We start from the raw sequence: 16,325 nt of genomic DNA, 5'->3' as shown, positions 1-16,325 counted from the left end.
CAGCTCCACACTCCCCAGCCCCGCACGCCCCGGCCTCGCAAAGCTCGGGCAAGCGCGGCGTGCCCGGCATCGAGGCGATCATCGCGGTGGCGTCCGGCAAGGGCGGCGTCGGCAAGTCGACCACCGCTGTCAACATCGCGCTTGGCCTCGCCGCCAACGGTTTGCGTGTCGGCGTGCTCGATGCCGATATTTATGGCCCGTCCATGCCCAGGCTGCTCAACATCCATGGCCGGCCGCAGACCGTCGACGGTAAGATCCTGAAACCGATGGAGAATTACGGCCTTAAGGTGATGTCGATGGGCTTCCTCGTCGACGAGGAGACGCCGATGATCTGGCGCGGTCCGATGGTGATGTCGGCGCTGACGCAGATGCTGCGCGAGGTCGAATGGGGCCGCCTCGACGTGCTCGTCGTCGACATGCCGCCCGGCACCGGCGACGCCCAGTTGACCATGGCCCAGCAGGTGCCGCTGGCCGGCGCCGTCATCGTCTCGACCCCGCAGGACCTGGCGCTGATCGACGCCCGCAAAGGATTGAATATGTTCAAGAAGGTCGACGTGCCGCTGCTCGGCATCGTCGAGAACATGAGCTATTTCATAGCCCCCGATACCGGCAAGCGCTACGACATCTTTGGCCATGGCGGGGCGCGGCGCGAGGCCGAGCGACTCGGCGTGACCTTCCTCGGCGAAGTGCCGCTGGAAATGGGCATTCGCGAAAGTTCTGATGAAGGTGCTCCGGTGGTGGCGTCGAAGCCAGACAGCGCCGAGGCGAAGATCTATCGCGGCATTGCTTCGAAGGTCTGGGACCGGGTCAACGAAGAACGCGGCGCGGCCGAAGCGGCGGTGCCGAACATCGTGTTCGAGTAGCTCGGATATCCCTTCCCCTTGAGGGGAGGGTGGCCCGAAGGGCCGGGTGGGGTCCGCGGTGACACGCTCGACGCTATTTCTTTACAAGTCGAGGCAGCTCAACTCACGTTGAGGCAGTTGAGGCGACCCCACCCGCCTCGCTTCACGAGGCACCCTCCCCTCAAGGGGGAGGGGAGCCCACCTTCTCGCCAAAACTTGAAAAAAACTGCCCGGCCAGCTTCTTCGAAGTCGATTCGATCAGCCGGCTGCCGAGTTGGGCGATCTTGCCGCCGACTTCGGCCTTGGCCGCGTATTTGAGGACCGTCGCATCCGGCCCGTCCGCCGTCAGCGTCACGTCGGCGCCACCCTTCGCGAAGCCGGCAATACCGCCCTTGCCCTCGCCCTGGATGGTGTAGGAGTGCGGCGGCTTCAGGTTCTTCAACGTCACCTCGCCGTTGAATGTCGCCTTGATCGGTCCGATCTTCAACACCACCGTCGCCGCCATTTGGGTCGGCGATTTCATCTCCAGGTGCTGGCAGCCGGGAATGGTCGCCTGCAAAACCTTCGGATCGTTCAGCGCGTCCCACACTTTCTGCAGGGGGGCGGCAATGCGTTCCTCGCCTTCGATCACCAAAGCCATCGACACCTCCCGGACAGACTTCGAAGGCCTAACGCAAGGTCTGGTCTGTGTCTATCGCACCAAAGTCCGGTTGCGACGGTGCGCCCTCTTGCCTGCTTCCGCGCGTTGCCATATCGATTTGTCTTACAAATACGGAGACCATGATGGCAGGCGCCCCCACCGGAAAGAAGAAATTTCGCTCGCAGGAGTGGTTCGACAATCCCGACAATCCAGGCATGACCGCGCTCTACCTCGAGCGCTACCTGAACTACGGCCTGACGCGGGCCGAGTTGATGTCGGGCAAGCCGCTGATCGGCATCGCCCAGACCGGCTCGGATCTGTCGCCGTGCAACCGCCACCATATCGAACTGGCCAAGCGCGTGCGCGAAGGCATCGTCTCGATGGGCGGCATCCCCTTCGAATTCCCGTGCCATCCGATCCAGGAGACCGGCAAGCGCCCGACCGCGGCACTCGACCGCAACCTTGCCTATCTCGGCCTGGTCGAAGTGCTTTACGGCTATCCGCTCGACGGCGTCGTCCTGACCATCGGCTGCGACAAAACCACGCCGGCGCTGCTGATGGCGGCGGCCACCGTCAATATTCCGGCCATAGCGCTTTCGGTCGGACCGATGCTCAATGGCTGGCACAAAGGCAAGCGCACGGGATCCGGCACCATCGTCTGGGAATCGCGCCAGCGGCTCTCCGCCGGCGAGATTGACTATGACGAGTTCATGGACATCGTCGCCTCATCGGCGCCGTCGACCGGCTATTGCAACACCATGGGCACCGCCACCACGATGAACTCGCTGGCAGAGGCGCTCGGCATGCAATTGCCGGGTTCGGCCGCCATTCCCGCACCCTACCGCGAGCGCGGCCAGATCTCCTATGAGACCGGCAAGCGCATCGTCGAGATGGTGCATGAGGATCTGAAGCCGTCCGACATCATGACGCGCAAGGCCTTCGAGAACGCCATTGTCGTCAATTCGGCGATTGGCGGCTCGACCAATGCCCCGATCCACCTCAACGCGATTGCCCGTCATCTCGGCGTGCCGCTCACCAATGACGACTGGCAGACGGTCGGCCTCCATGTGCCGCTCATCGTCAATCTGCAGCCATCGGGCGAATATCTCGGCGAAGACTATCACCATGCCGGCGGCGTGCCGGCTGTGGTGGCCGAGTTGATGAAGGCCAAGCTGCTGCCTTATCCCGAAGCGATGACCGTCAATGGCAAGACTATCGGTGACAATTGCAAGGGTGTCGCCAACGAGAACACCGACGTCATCCGCACCGTCGCCGAGCCGCTGAAGGCCAATGCCGGCTTCATCAATCTCAGCGGCAATCTGTTCGATTCCGCAATCATGAAGATGAGCGGCATCTCGCCGGAATTCCGCGAGCGCTATCTCTCCAACCCGAACGACCCGGAAGCCTTCGAAGGCAACGCCATGGTCTTTGACGGTCCGGAGGACTACCACGCCCGCATCGACGATCCGGCGCAAGGCATCGACGAGCACACCATCCTGTTCATGCGCGGGGCCGGCCCGATCGGCTATCCCGGCGGCGCCGAGGTGGTCAACATGCAGCCGCCCGCCTATCTCATCAAGAAGGGCATTCACGCGCTGGCCTGCATCGGCGATGGCCGCCAGTCGGGCACATCGGGCTCGCCCTCTATCCTCAACGCTTCGCCGGAAGCCGCCATTGGCGGCGGCCTGGCGCTGCTCAAGACCGGCGACCGTGTGCGCATCGATTTACGGAAAGGCACTGCCAACATCCTCGTCACCGACGAGGAAATCACGCGCCGCCGTGCCGAACTGCAGGACGATGGCGGCTACCACTATCCCAAGCACCAGACGCCATGGCAGGAAATCCAGCGCTCCATGGTCGACCAGTTCTCGGAGGGCATGGTGCTGAAACCGGCGGTGAAATACCAGGACGTCGCGCACACCAGCGGCGTGCCGAGGGACAACCACTGAGCATTGCAAGTTTGGTGAAATCGAAGGCGGCTTGCCATCGGGCAGGCCGCCTTTTCTCATGGCAACGCTCTTGTATCGATTGGGCCAAGTCTACAGATACGTCGTGTCGATAGGTCCTGCACAAGGGATAACACCCATCAATGACGAAGCGGCGCTCTTCAATCGGTTTCCTCGGCATGTTCGGTCGCTCCGGCGATTTGCGGGAACTCGACACCGCGCTGCGCGGCGCCGATCTGCATCCGGCGCTTGTCCCTGAGGGGGTAAAGCTCACCATCGTCAATTTGATGAAGGATCATTGGCCGGACGAGCCGCCGCCCGACGCCTACCGGTCCGTGGCGCAGCTGTTTGGCTATTGCATCGCGGGCCCACAAACCTTCGAGCAGGCCAATGGGCCGGAGCGGCGGCTGGACGCTGAGCGCCGCATCGAGGCTGCGCTTGAAACCGGCGACAGCCTGGATGCCCAGATCGTGTTGATGGCGCTGCATGGCAAGCTGATTAGCGCCGAAGTGGTCGAGCGCTTTGGGTTAAGTGCCGACTGACCTACGTAAGGTGAAGCTTACCCGCCCATGCCGCTGCGTGGCAGCTTGATCATCTCGCCGAAGCGGGCGCGCAATTTGTCGTCGAGCAGCTTCGGCACATGGCGCGGGAAGCGCTCGGCAAGCACGCGCTTCTTTTCGATGATCGCCCGCTGCAAGATGTCGGGCCGGCCCTTCTCGTTCCATTCCTTGGGCGAAAAGCGGTCGCCGACGGCCGGATAAAAATACTCGGTCTGCATCAGGCGCAGCGTCTGCTCGTTGCCGAGATAGTGGCCCGGGCCATTCATGCAGACTTCGGTGATGGTGTCGATCGACAGCGCTTCGTCGGTCACTTCGATGCCCCGCACGCAGCGCAGGCAGTGGCCCAGCATGTCATTGTCTATGATCAGGCTCTCCAGGCAAAAGCCGAGCAGCGAGGCATGCATACCGGCCGATTCATAGACCAGATTGAGGCCGGCAAGGCCGGCCATCACGTCGGTGATGCCCTTTTCATAGCCGGACTGGATGTCGGGCAGTTTCGAATCCGTCATGCCGGCGGCCGAACCGCCCGGCAGATCGTAGAACTGCGCCATCTGCGCACAGGCCGAAGTCAACACTGCCTGCTCGGCCGAGCCGCCCGACATGGCGCCGGTCCTGAGGTCGGAGACGAACGGCCAGGTGCCGAAGATCGCCGGATGCCCGGGCTTGATGGCGTTGACGTAGATGAGGCCGACAAGCACTTCGGCCACCGCTTGCACCACAGCGCCGGCAATCGCCGCGGGAGCGGTGGCGCCGGCCTGGCCGGCCGATAAAAGCAGGATCGGGATGCCGCCGTCGACACAGGCTTCGAGCACGCCGCAGGCGTCCTCGGCAAACTTCATCGGCGGCACGACGAAGCAATTGGAGTTCGACACGAACGGCCGGGCGCGGAAATTCTCCTCGCCGCCGGCGATCGCATAAAGCATTTCCAGCGCCGGCTGCACGTTCTCGCGCACCGTGAACGAGGTGCCGACATGCTTCGACGTCCCCATCACGCAGGCATAGAGCGTGTTGAAGTCCATTTCGAGCGGATCGGGAATGTCGCGCGGCACCATGGGCCGCTGGAAGAAATGGATGTTGTCGAGCCCTTCGACGAGGCGGGCGGCGTCGTAAATGTCCTGCACCAGCGACTCGCGGTATTCGCGCTTTTCGACATCGACCAGATGCACCGCCGCACCCGCCGTGCCGTAATGCACGCGCTTGCCCTGGATCAGCATGTCATGCCTGGGGTCCTGGCCGTGCAGCGTAAAATTCCGCGCGGCTCGTCTGATCGTGTCCATCACAAGCCCGCGTGGGAAGCGGACGCGGCCGTCATCGCCATAGACGGCGCCGACCCCGGTCAGCGCCTCGATGCAGGAGGGAATGGCATTGGCGAAGCCGACGGTCTCCAGCAGCGTCAGCACCGCTTCATGGATGCGCTCCTGGTCGTTCTGGTTGAGCGGCCCGTAGCTGCCGCCTTCGAGGCCGGCGCGCACCGGCCGGATATCGTCGGCAAGCGGTGCGGCCCGCATGGCGCGGCGCGCTTCGCGCCCGCCGGATCGGCGCGAACGCTGGTCGGCTGATGCATCTTTAGGAGCCGCATCCTGCTTTTCAACAGCCACTGACATGGGGGCACTCCACCTTTAGCTCGCGAAACACGGCGCGGTGATTGGTCCACCGTCGGCTTGCTTCGTCCCTCTGTCAGCCGACTATGCCGTTGCCATTGGCCCAGCCTATGGGCCAGTCAACGCAGCCGAGTATGCCAGAGAGCTAATGCAGAATGTTGGTGATCATGCCAAGGGCCGGGACTGTTCAAAGCCCCGGCACAGGCAAATCAGGCTGCAGCGGGCCTGCGTCCGGCTGCGGTCGCGAGCTCGCGAATACCCGGCTCGATGTGCTGCAATGCGATCGAGGAAATGCCCAAGCGCATGAAACGCGACGGCTTTTCGGTGCGATCGAAGAAACGATCGCCGGGCTCGATTATGACGCTGCGCGACGCCGCGGCCTCGGCCAGTCCACGTGAATCGGTGCCGCGCGGGCCTTCCAGCCAGAGCGATGTGCCGCCGGCGGAATCGGTCGAGCGCCATTCCGGCAGGAATGCGGAAATCGCATGGACCAGACGCTTGCGCCGCTCGTCGAAGGCCGACGACAGCCGCCGCACCAGGGCTTCGTGATGGCCGAGCGACAGGAACAGCGCAACCGCGCGCTGGTTGTTGGCCGGCGGGTGCCTGAGCATGAAGCGGCGCAGCGCCCTGAGCTCGGAGATTAGTCCAGCCGAAGCGACGATGTAGCCAAGCCGTAGGCCCGGAGCCAGCGTCTTCGACATCGAGCCGACATAGACGACGCGACCCGAGCGATCGAGGCTCTTCAGCGCCTGCTGCGGCGCCTCGTCGAGAAGCTGGCTGTCATAGCCGTCCTCGATGATGATCTGGTTGTGGCGGTTGGCGCGCGCCAGAAGGTCCTGCCGCCGCTCCGCCGACAGCGGCACCATGGTCGGGCAGTGGTGGCTGGGGGTGACGAAGACAAAGCCGGAATCGTTGGGAATGGACGAGGTGACGATGCCGGACTGATCGACCGGAACCGGCTGGATTTCGGCGCCTGCCAAGCGGAAGATCGAGCGCGCGTCGGGGTATCCCGGGTCTTCCATCGCGACCTTGGAGCCCTTTGTCATCAGCAGTGTCGCCAGCATATAGAGCGCGTTCTGGGCGCCCAGCGTGACGATGATCTCGTCCGGATTGGCGAAGATGCCGCGCCGCGGCAACAGCCGCGCCTGGATCTGCTCGATCAAGAGCGGATCGTCACGATCGACCATGTCGGAGGCCCAGTTGCGGATTTCGAGCACGGCCAGCGCCATGCGGTTGCACTCACGCCATTCGGCTGTCGGGAACAGCGCCGGGTCGAACTGGCCGTAGACGAAGGGGTAGGAGGACTTGATCCAGTTGTCGTGCTTGGCCGGTGGCGGCATGTCGCTGGCGGCGATCTGCCGGCGTGCCTTCCAGTCGATCTCGTTCTGCTGGTCGGGCGCCTTCTGGTGCGGCTTGGCGGGGGTGGCCAGCACATCCGGATTGACGAAATGGCCGCGCCGTTCGCGCGCCACCAGGAAACCTTGGTCGACCAATTGCTGGAACGCCAGCACCACAGTGCCGCGCGCGACGCCGAGTTTTTCAGCCAGGATGCGGCAGGACGGAAGCGGCATCGAAGCGGCGATCTGCCGGTCGAGAATGGCGGCGACGATCGCCTGACGGATCTGCGCCTGCAGGGTCTGGCCCGATTCCGCCGAAATCCGGAACAGGCCGGACCATATGGCCGTGTCGTTACGCTGTGGCATGGAAGGTGTTCCTCGATGGCCAGTCTTTTTTGCTTGGCTGGACCAGCGGAAGGTAACCGTGGCACAAGGGGTTGCGCCAATCAATTTTTCTGATCGCTGGGATTTATGCCAGTGATCTATGCGCGACGCGCAGCGTCGTCTCATCCCCGGGTGACGCTTGCGTCATCCCGCAGCGCGGACGCCCGCGCGATGCGAAGCGTCGTCGCGCCTCATTATCCCCAGCGCGACGCGCAGCGTCGTCGCTACTCCCATCAAATCATCCAGCGCGGCGCGCAGCGTCATAGCTCCATCACATCGCACTATGCTGCACTGCGTCATCCCCACGCATTGAAACATGCGGAATTCGGCTCAATAAGATCAGCGCGACGACACGCGCCGGAAACATCCGGTCTGATAAGATGTCGTGAAAAACGATCAGGAGCCGAAAGTGGATCATTCCTCCTTCGACAAACAGCTTGTCGCCTTGCGTGCTGCGCGCGCGGCGGCATCGGGTACGATGCGCGAGGCTTTTGCCGCCGACCCCAAGCGCTTCGAGACGTTCTCGGCCAGCGACGGCGACCTTTTGCTCGACTGGTCGAAATGCGCGGTCGACCAGGGCACGATGGAACTGCTCGAGAAGCTCGCCGCCGCCGCCGATCTCGAAGGTCGCCGCGCCGCAATGTTTTCCGGCAAGAAAATCAACATCACCGAAGACCGCGCCGTGCTGCACACGGCGCTGCGCAACCTCTCGGGCAAGGGCGTCACCGTCGATGGCCAGGACGTCAAGGCGGATGTGCTGTCCGTGCTCGACGCCATGGGCGCTTTCGCCGACGCCATTCGCTCCGGCAAGGCCGCCGGCGCCACCGGCAAGAAAATCACCGACATTGTCAACATCGGCATTGGCGGCTCCGATCTCGGCCCGGCCATGGCGACGCTGGCGCTGGCGCCCTATCACGACGGCCCGCGCGCGCACTACGTCTCCAACATCGACGGCGCCCATATCCACGACACGCTGAAGGGCCTGTCGGCCGAAACCACCCTGTTCATCATCGCCTCGAAGACCTTCACCACGGTCGAGACGATGACCAATGCCGAGACGGCGCGCGAATGGGTGCAGAAGGCGCTCGGCAAGGAAGCTGTCGGCAAGCATTTCGCCGCCGTCTCGACCGCGCTCGACCTGGTTTCCAAGTTCGGCATCGAAGCGGATCGCGTGTTCGGCTTCTGGGACTGGGTCGGCGGCCGCTATTCGCTGTGGGGCGCCATCGGCCTGCCGGTGATGATCGCCATCGGCCCGCGCAACTTCCGCGCCTTCCTCGATGGCGCGCATGAGATGGACGAGCACTTCCGCACCGCACCCCTGCAGAAGAACCTGCCGGCGCTGCTGGGGCTGGTCGGCTGGTGGCATCGCGTGATCTGCGGTTATCCGGCGCGTGCGGTCATCCCTTATGACCAGCGCCTTTCCAGGCTGCCGGCCTATCTGCAGCAGCTCGACATGGAATCGAACGGCAAGGGCGTCACCCTCGACGGCACGCCGGTGACGACGCCGACCGGACCGCTGGTCTGGGGCGAGCCCGGCACCAATGGCCAGCACGCCTTCTTCCAGCTGCTGCACCAGGGCACCGATTCCATCCCGGTCGAGTTCCTTGCCGCTGCCGTCGGCCATGAGCCGGATCTGAAGCACCAGCACGATCTACTGCTTGCCAATTGCCTGGCCCAATCGGAAGCGTTGATGAAGGGCCGCACGCTGGACGAGGCTCGCGCGCAGATGCTGGCCAAGGGCATGAAGCCGGCCGATGTCGACAGAATAGCCCCGCACCGCGTCTTCTCCGGCAACCGCCCCTCGGTGACGATCCTCTACCGCAAGCTCGACCCGCGCACCTTCGGCCGGCTGATCGCGCTTTACGAGCACCGCGTCTTCGTCGAAGGCACTCTGTTCAACATCAATTCCTTCGACCAATGGGGCGTCGAGCTCGGCAAGGAGCTGGCGACCGGCCTGTTGCCAGTCGTGGAAGGCAAGGAGAGCGCCGCCAAGCGCGACGCATCGACGGCCGGGCTGGTGGCGCGCATCCAGCAACTGCGGGGGGCGCAATGAAAAATCCGGCCGACATCAAGGGCATATTGTTCGACAAGGACGGCACGCTTGTCGATTTCAACGCGACCTGGCTCGGCATCGCCGATTTCATGGCCATGGATGCTGCCGAGGGCGATCGCTGGAAAGCCGACAGGCTGCTTTCAGCGGCGGGCTTCGATTTTGTCGCCAAGCGTTTCAAGCCGGATTCCATCTTCGCCTCGGGCACCAACATGGATGTCGTCGAACTATGGTTCCCGCGCCTGTCCGACGAGGACCAGATGCTGGCCGTCGCCCGTTTCAACGAGATCACCTCGGTGCAAGGCTCATCGATGGCGGTGGCCTTGCCCGGCATCGTCGCGGCGCTGACGGCTCTGCACAAGCGATCCTACCGGCTCGGCGTCGCCACCAATGATTCGACTGCCGGTGCCGAAAAGACCATGGTCACGCTCGGCGTCGCGCAGCTGTTCACCGCCGCCTATGGCTATGACGCGGTCGCCAATCCGAAACCGGCGCCGGACACGATCGTCGCCTTTTGCGACCTGACCGGGTTGAAGGCGTCCGAGATCGCCATGGTCGGCGACAACCGCCACGACCTGGAGATGGCGCGTGCCGGCGGCTGCGGCCTGGCGGTCGGCGTGCTCTCCGGCACCGGCACGCGGGAATCGCTGGCGTCGATCGCCGATGTCGTTCTGGATTCGGTTGCCGACTTGCCGGACTTTCTGTCGGCGCGGGTCAAGGAGACGGTCTGACGGGGGCCTGGGGCAAACTCAATTCGGCTCGGGATTTCCCCGCCAATGGCCGAGTTGGGGGAAGCAGCCATGAAACTATGGAGCTTCTGGTTTGTTTTCGGACATAGTGGGCTACTCATCAGCAGAGCAAACGTACCCGCATCTGCCGCACCTGATCTTGGCGCTTGCGTTATCGATGTCTTCGCCAGGCTGAAGCTCGAAGCCGCGATTTTCGCACTTTGGGCAAACTATGAAGCCGATACGTTGAACAACTTTAATCCACGCCATTCGACTTCTCCTATCAACGGCTAATCCAATCTATTTTCTGCCCCTTGAGGTTTGTCCACAATGAGTAGAATCCGGCCATTCAGAGCGACTGGGCTTTGCCGCGTCGCGCTAGCAATCTTCCGGCTCGAACCAAAACACACCGCTCGGCTTGGTCAAATCACCCTTTGCGTCGCCGAAATCCGGCACCTGATATTCGGCGAGCAATCGTAGCCGCGACAGCGGCAGATCGGCGCGGCGGGGATCGCCGACCAGCACCTCGATGCCGGCTGCCAGGCAGCGGTCGAGGAACGGGATCACCCGCAGAGCAACCTCGCGGCCGTAGAACACGTCGCCGGCAAGCACGAGATCGACCGCTGGCGGCGGGCCCGTGGTGATATCCTGGTCGACAATGGTGATCTCGACGCCGTTGGCCAACGCGTTGAGGCCGATCGCGGCGACGCCGTTGCGATCGCTCTCGGCGGCGATCACCGCGCTGGCGCCGGCCTTGGCGGCGGCGATGCCGACGAGGCCCGAGCCGGCGCCGAGGTCGAGCACGCGGTGACCGGCCACGATTTGCGGATGGTCGAGTATATAGCGCGCCAGCACGGCGCCGCCGGCCCAGGCATAGGCCCAGTAGGGCGGCTGCGGCTCAGCTTCGTGCTCCTCGGTCTGGCTGCCGTCTTCCGGTCCATGAGCTCGCCACTCGACAAGCCGCCTCAGGCCGCTGCCGGAATGAGCCGTATAGAGCTGGATTTCAGGGAGCGCGGGAACGGGCGCAAGCCGCAGGTTCGCCTTGATGAACACTACTGCATCGGGACGCCGACTATCGTCCGCCATCCCGCCGTCGCCAGGCTCGCCGTTCAAATTATTCCCGCAGCGCCCGGCGCAAAATCTTGCCCACCGGCGTCTTCGGCAGCTCGGTCCTGAACTCGATGTATTTCGGCCGCTTGTAGCCGGTCAGGTTCTCGCGACAATACGCAGTGATTGCCTCAACGGTCAGCGCCGGATCCTTCTTGACGATGAACAGCTTCGGCACTTCGCCCGAATGCTCGTCCGGCACGCCGACCGCCGCCACTTCGAGCACGCCCGGATGCTGGGCGACGACTTCCTCGAGTTCGTTGGGGTAGACGTTGAAGCCGGAGACCAGGATCATGTCCTTCTTGCGGTCGACGATCTTGGTGTAGCCGCGCTCGTCCATGAAGCCCATGTCGCCGGATTTGAAAAACCCGTCCTTGGTCATCACCTTGGCGGTCTCGTCCGGCCGGTTCCAGTAACCGGCCATGACCTGCGGCCCGCGAATGCAGATCTCGCCGACCTCGCCGAGCGGCAGGTTGTTGCCGTCATCGTCGCGGATGACGATCTCGGTCGACGGCAGCGGCAGGCCGATCGTGCCGGTGAAATTGCTGTCGCTGAACTTGTTGGCGGTCGCCACCGGCGAGGTCTCCGACAGCCCGTAGCCCTCGGTGATCGAATTGCCGGTCAGCGCCTTCCAGCGCTCGGCAACCCCCTTCTGCACCGCCATGCCACCACCCAGCGTCATGATCAGCGGCTTGAAGTCGAGCTTGCGGAAATCCTCGTTGTTGAGCAGCGCGTTGAACAGCGTGTTGAGGCCGGGGAAAATGTGCATCGGGTATTTCTGCAGCTCCTTGACGAAGCCGGGAATGTCGCGCGGGTTGGGAACGAGCACGTTCTGGGCGCCCTGCTGCATGCCCATCAGCGCGTTCACCGTCAGCGCGAAGATATGGTAGAGCGGCAGTGCGCAGATGAAATTGAGATGCGCCGGTTTCGGCTTGATCGCATAGGCGTCCTGCAGCCACAGCGTGTTCTGCGCGACATTGGACAGCACATTGGAGTGCAGCAGCACAGCACCTTTGGAAATCCCCGTGGTGCCGCCTGTATATTGCAGGAAGGCGACGTCGCTGGCTTCCATCTTGGCCGGCTTGAAGGCGATGCCGGCGCCGGCCTTCACCGCCGCATTGAACTTGACATGGCCGGGCAGCGACCAGGCCGGCACCATCTTTTTCACCCGGCGCACGACCAGGTTGACGATCGTGCCCTTGAGGCCGCCGAGCATGTCGCCCATCGCCGCGACCACCACATGCTTGACCGCCGTCCTGGCAATCACCGCGTCCAGGGTGCTGGCGAAATTCTCCAGAATGACGATCGCCTGCGCGCCGGAATCCTTGAGCTGATGTTCGAGCTCGCGCGGCGTGTAGAGCGGATTGATGTTCACCACGACATAGCCGGCGCGAAGCACGGCCATCATCGCCACCGGATATTGCAGCACATTCGGCATCATCAGCGCCACGCGTGCGCCTTTCTGCAGGCCCTTCGATTGCAGATAAGCGCCGAAGGCGGCCGATTGCCGCTCGAGTTCGGCATAGGAGATCGACTTGCCCATGCAGACGTATGCCGGCTGGCCGGAAAACTGCTTGCAGGCGCCGACGAGGAAGTCGCCGATCGAACTGTAGGGCAGGGCGCCGATCTCCGCCGGCACGACTTTCGAATAGCTTTTTAGCCATGGCTTTTCCGGCAAGCCCGCGGCAAGCGCCGTCAGCGTATTCGGCAGTTTTTTGGCCGCGCCCGGCGACGGCTTCGAGGCGGGCTTCGCCGCGGCTGTCTTCGCGGCTGGCGGCTGGGCGGGCTTTGCAGCGGGTGTTGTCTTCGCCGCGCGCTTGACCGCAGGTTTCGCTGCCGGGTTGGCGCTTGCCTTCGCCGGCGTCGAGGTTGCCGTTGGCTTGACGGCGGGAGTGGCTTTGGCCGGTGGCGCTTTCGACTTGGCGGCAGCGGCGGCCGGTTTTGAAGCTTTCGCCGCTTTTGCTTTCGCCGGGGCCGTTGTCTTTGTTGCTTTCGCCACCTCTAGCCTCCCTCGGTCGTTCTGTTGCCTGCTCCTGCTGCGCCGCCTCGATGTGGTGAGGCGTCCTCCGCTGCAGCGATGTCGCGGATTCCCGGAAAATCCAGCGTGTCATCTATCTATTGCGACTATCGGCGGCCGTGCAAGTCTTGCCCCAGCGGCAGGACGGCAAAGATTTGCCGTCGAAATCCTTCCCGCGATGCCAGCTCAGGCAATGCCGTCCGGTCATCTCGGTGGCGAAACCCAGGCTTGTGGATTTTTGGCTTACGATTGCTGCGATCAATGAAAAAATGCGGTCGTTAACAATCCCGTGATTAGCAGATTTTGCTATTTGTTTCTGCAGTTCGTCAAAGACCGAGAAATATTTTCTGCTTACGGTGGGGTAGGCAAACAGGGTGTTCCAAAGCCGGAAAAACGGTGCTTATATGCGCGCTTCGCGAGCCTATAGAGGGGCTTGGAAGAACATCAGGGAGTGCTCAATGAAAAAGAAACTGACTTTTGCAGCCGCGTTGCTGGCTGCAAGCGTCCTCGGCGGTGTGGCCAATGCCAAGACGCTGGTCTATTGCTCGGAGGCCTCGCCGGCCAACTTCGACCCGGGTACCACGACGGGCGGCAACGACTTCGACGCCTCGTCGCGCACCGTCTATTCGCGCCTGGTCGAGTTCAAGCATGGCGGCACCGAAGTTGTGCCCGGTCTCGCCGACAAATGGGAGATTTCGGACGACGGCCTGGTCTATACTTTCCACCTGCATCCGGGCGTGAAGTTCCAGACGACGGATTTCTTCAAGCCGACGCGTGATTTCAATGCCGACGACGTCGTCTTTTCGTTCGATCGCCAGTTCAACAAGGAAAACCCCTGGAACGGCGAGAAGTACCTGCCGAACCTGACCTGGGACTACTACACCGGCATGGACATGCCGAAATACGTCGCCAAGTGGGAAAAGGTCGATGACCTGACCGTGAAGCTGACGCTGACCGAGCCGAACGCGCCGATGCTGGCCAATCTCGGCATGGACTTCGCCTCGATCGTGTCGAAGGAATATGCCGACCAGCTGGAAAAAGACGGCAAGATGGCCGACTTCTCGACCAAGCCGGTCGGTACAGGTCCGTTCCAGTTCGTCGACTACCAGCTGGATTCGGTCATCCGCTATGCGGCCAACCCGGACTACTTCAAGGGCAAGGAAAAGATCGACGATCTCGTCTTCGCGATCACGCCTGACGCCACCGCCCGCATCCAGAAGGTGCTCGCCGGCGAATGCGATATCGCGCCCTATCCGAATCCTGCCGACATCGGCACGATCAAGGCCAACGCCGACGTGACCCTGATGGATCAGGCTGGCCTCAACATCGGCTATATGAGCTATAACACCACCATCCCGCCGCTCGACAAGCCTGAAGTGCGCCATGCGCTCAACCAGGCGATCGATCGGGAATCGCTCATCAAGTCGCTGTTCCAGGACGCCGGCGCCACGCCGGCCGTAAACCTGATCCCGCCGACCATGTGGTCGTGGAACAAGGACGTGAAGTCCGACGCCTATGATCCGGAAGCCGCCAAGAAGGTGCTGGCCGATGCCGGATTGAAGGAGATCCAGCTTTGGGCCTCCGACCGCGTCCGTCCCTACAACCCGAACTTCCAGCGCGCCGCCGAACTGATCCAGGCTGACTGGGCCAAGGTCGGCGTCAAGGCGGAGATCGTCAGCTACGAGTGGACGAAGTACCGCGAAGAAGGCAAGAAGAAGGAGCGTCCGGGCGCCTTCCAGATCGGCTGGACCGGTGACAATGGCGATCCGGACAATTTCTTCGCCACGCTGTTCGCCTGCTCGGCCATCGGCGTGTCGAACTACTCCAGCTGGTGCGACAAGGACTTCGAGGATCTGATCCAGAAGGCCAAGAAGACCAGCGACCAGGCCGAACGCACCAAGCTCTATGAAGAGGCGCAGGTTGTCTTCCAGAAGCAGGCTCCGGCCTTCCTCATGGCACACAGCCAGGTCTACGCAGTCGTGCGCAAAAATGTCAGCGGCTTCATGATGGACCCGCTCGGCATTCATCGCTTCGACGGCGTCGACAAGGCCGAATAGAACTGTTAGGCGGGCGGCGCGCAATCAGGCGCCGCCCGCTTTTCAAGATGCTCCGATATCTCCTAAACAAAATCGTCTTGGTGCTGCCGACGCTGATCGGCATCACCATCTGCGCCTTCGCTTTCGTCAGGCTGCTGCCCGGCGATCCCATTCTTGCCATGGCCGGCGAGCATGGCGTGTCGCCCGAGCGTTACGCGGAACTGAAGGAACAGTTCGGCTACAATTTGCCGATCTGGCAGCAATACGCGCATTATGTCCGCGATGCCGCGACCGGCAATTTCGGCGTGTCGATTTCGTCCAAGCGGCCGGTCATCGAAGATTTCATGACGCTCTTCCCGGCAACCGTCGAGCTCTCAGTCTTCGCCATGATCTTCGCCATGGTGCTGGCCATCCCGGCCGGCATCATTGCTGCGGTCAAACGCGGCTCCTGGTTCGACCAGGGGCTGATGGGCACCGCCCTTGTCGGCTATTCCATGCCGATTTTCTGGTGGGGTCTGCTGCTGATCATCTTTTTCTCCGGCTATCTCGGCTGGACCCCGGTTTCAGGACGCATCGGCCTTCAGTTCTTTATCAAGCCGATCACCGGCTTCCTGACCCTCGACAGCCTGCTCTACGGCAAATGGGATGCTTTCCGCTCGGCATTGAGCCACCTGGTGCTGCCGACAATTGTGCTCGGCACCATCCCGCTGGCGGTGATCGCGCGCCAGACGCGCTCGGCCATGCTCGAAGTGCTGGGCGAAGACTATGTGCGGACCGCCCGCGCCAAGGGCCTGTCGTCGTCCCGCGTCATCGGCGTGCATGCGCTGCGCAATGCGCTGATCCCGGTGGTCACCACCATCGGCCTGCAGGTCAGTACCCTGCTCGCCGGCGCCATTCTCACAGAAACCATCTTCGCCTGGCCGGGCATCGGCAAGTGGATGGTCGAATCCATATCCAAGCGCGACTATGTCGTCGTGCAGTCAGGCTTGCTGCTGATCGCCCTTATCGTCATGGCGGTGAACCTGATCGTCGACGTGCTTTATGCCGTCATCAACCCGCGCATCAGGGCGGCGTGAT

At 62.9% G+C, this 16,325-nt stretch carries 13 protein-coding genes; 8 read left to right on the top strand and 5 right to left on the bottom strand.

Features of this window, described 5'->3' with window-relative positions; translation table 11 throughout:
* The coding region (locus X730_RS145040) for an Mrp/NBP35 family ATP-binding protein (protein WP_031197127.1) at positions 1 to 863 on the top strand (863 nt) is incomplete at its 5' end.
* A 160-nt stretch (positions 864 to 1,023) separates the two neighbouring features.
* Here the strand turns inward: X730_RS145040 and X730_RS145045 are convergent.
* A complete protein-coding gene (locus X730_RS145045) occupies positions 1,024 to 1,482 on the bottom strand; it encodes a carbon monoxide dehydrogenase subunit G (protein WP_023826843.1) in 459 nt (152 codons plus the stop codon).
* Between the two features lie 143 nt (positions 1,483 to 1,625).
* Between X730_RS145045 and X730_RS145050 the strand changes: the two genes are divergently transcribed.
* Together X730_RS145050 and X730_RS145055 are read left to right on the top strand one after the other, a co-directional pair.
* Positions 1,626 to 3,431, top strand: a complete 1,806-nt coding sequence (locus tag X730_RS145050) for an IlvD/Edd family dehydratase (RefSeq protein WP_023712598.1) — start codon at positions 1,626 to 1,628, stop codon at positions 3,429 to 3,431.
* Positions 3,432 to 3,571: 140 nt separating this feature from the next.
* Complete coding sequence (locus X730_RS145055; RefSeq protein ID WP_023826842.1) at positions 3,572 to 3,970, top strand: hypothetical protein; 399 nt, start codon at positions 3,572 to 3,574, stop codon at positions 3,968 to 3,970.
* A 17-nt stretch (positions 3,971 to 3,987) separates the two neighbouring features.
* On the opposite strand, the gene X730_RS145060 is transcribed toward X730_RS145055, so the two are convergent.
* Positions 3,988 to 5,592, bottom strand: a complete 1,605-nt coding sequence (locus X730_RS145060) for a trimethylamine methyltransferase family protein (protein ID WP_023669483.1) — start codon at positions 5,590 to 5,592, stop codon at positions 3,988 to 3,990.
* A 206-nt stretch (positions 5,593 to 5,798) separates the two neighbouring features.
* A complete protein-coding gene (locus X730_RS145065; protein WP_023669484.1) occupies positions 5,799 to 7,292 on the bottom strand; it encodes a PLP-dependent aminotransferase family protein in 1,494 nt (497 codons plus the stop codon).
* A gap of 463 nt (positions 7,293 to 7,755) precedes the next feature.
* On the opposite strand from X730_RS145065, the gene pgi reads away from it, so the two are divergent.
* From pgi to X730_RS145080, 3 genes are all read left to right on the top strand, one after another.
* Positions 7,756 to 9,363, top strand: coding sequence for a glucose-6-phosphate isomerase (pgi, locus tag X730_RS145070; protein ID WP_245260274.1), 1,608 nt, complete (start codon positions 7,756 to 7,758; stop codon positions 9,361 to 9,363).
* Positions 9,360 to 10,091 carry an HAD family hydrolase gene (locus tag X730_RS145075; RefSeq protein WP_023688783.1) on the top strand — a complete coding sequence of 244 codons (732 nt, stop codon included), beginning with the start codon at positions 9,360 to 9,362 and terminating at the stop codon, positions 10,089 to 10,091. The genes pgi and X730_RS145075 overlap by 4 nt, the downstream gene beginning before the upstream one ends.
* A 69-nt stretch (positions 10,092 to 10,160) precedes the next feature.
* Positions 10,161 to 10,382 carry a hypothetical protein gene (locus X730_RS145080; RefSeq protein WP_155922478.1) on the top strand — a complete coding sequence of 74 codons (222 nt, stop codon included), beginning with the start codon at positions 10,161 to 10,163 and terminating at the stop codon, positions 10,380 to 10,382.
* Positions 10,383 to 10,466: 84 nt separating this feature from the next.
* On the opposite strand, the gene X730_RS145085 is transcribed toward X730_RS145080, so the two are convergent.
* Complete coding sequence (locus tag X730_RS145085) at positions 10,467 to 11,174, bottom strand: methyltransferase (protein ID WP_027049319.1); 708 nt, start codon at positions 11,172 to 11,174, stop codon at positions 10,467 to 10,469.
* Between the two features lie 28 nt (positions 11,175 to 11,202).
* Positions 11,203 to 13,194, bottom strand: a complete 1,992-nt coding sequence (locus tag X730_RS145090) for a long-chain fatty acid--CoA ligase (RefSeq protein WP_023682052.1) — start codon at positions 13,192 to 13,194, stop codon at positions 11,203 to 11,205.
* Positions 13,195 to 13,670: 476 nt separating this feature from the next.
* Between X730_RS145090 and X730_RS145095 the strand changes: the two genes are divergently transcribed.
* Together X730_RS145095 and X730_RS145100 are read left to right on the top strand one after the other, a co-directional pair.
* Positions 13,671 to 15,269, top strand: coding sequence for an ABC transporter substrate-binding protein (locus X730_RS145095; RefSeq protein ID WP_023669491.1), 1,599 nt, complete (start codon positions 13,671 to 13,673; stop codon positions 15,267 to 15,269).
* Between the two features lie 47 nt (positions 15,270 to 15,316).
* Positions 15,317 to 16,324 carry an ABC transporter permease subunit gene (locus X730_RS145100; RefSeq protein ID WP_023692619.1) on the top strand — a complete coding sequence of 336 codons (1,008 nt, stop codon included), beginning with the start codon at positions 15,317 to 15,319 and terminating at the stop codon, positions 16,322 to 16,324.
* The last annotated feature ends 1 nt before the right edge of the window (position 16,325 follow it).

Origin of the sequence: Mesorhizobium sp. L103C131B0 (assembly GCF_000502275.1) — a bacterium.
Lineage (GTDB): Bacteria > Pseudomonadota > Alphaproteobacteria > Rhizobiales > Rhizobiaceae > Mesorhizobium.
Note: the sequence above shows the minus strand (reverse complement) of the source record. Positions and strands in the feature narration are given on the sequence as shown.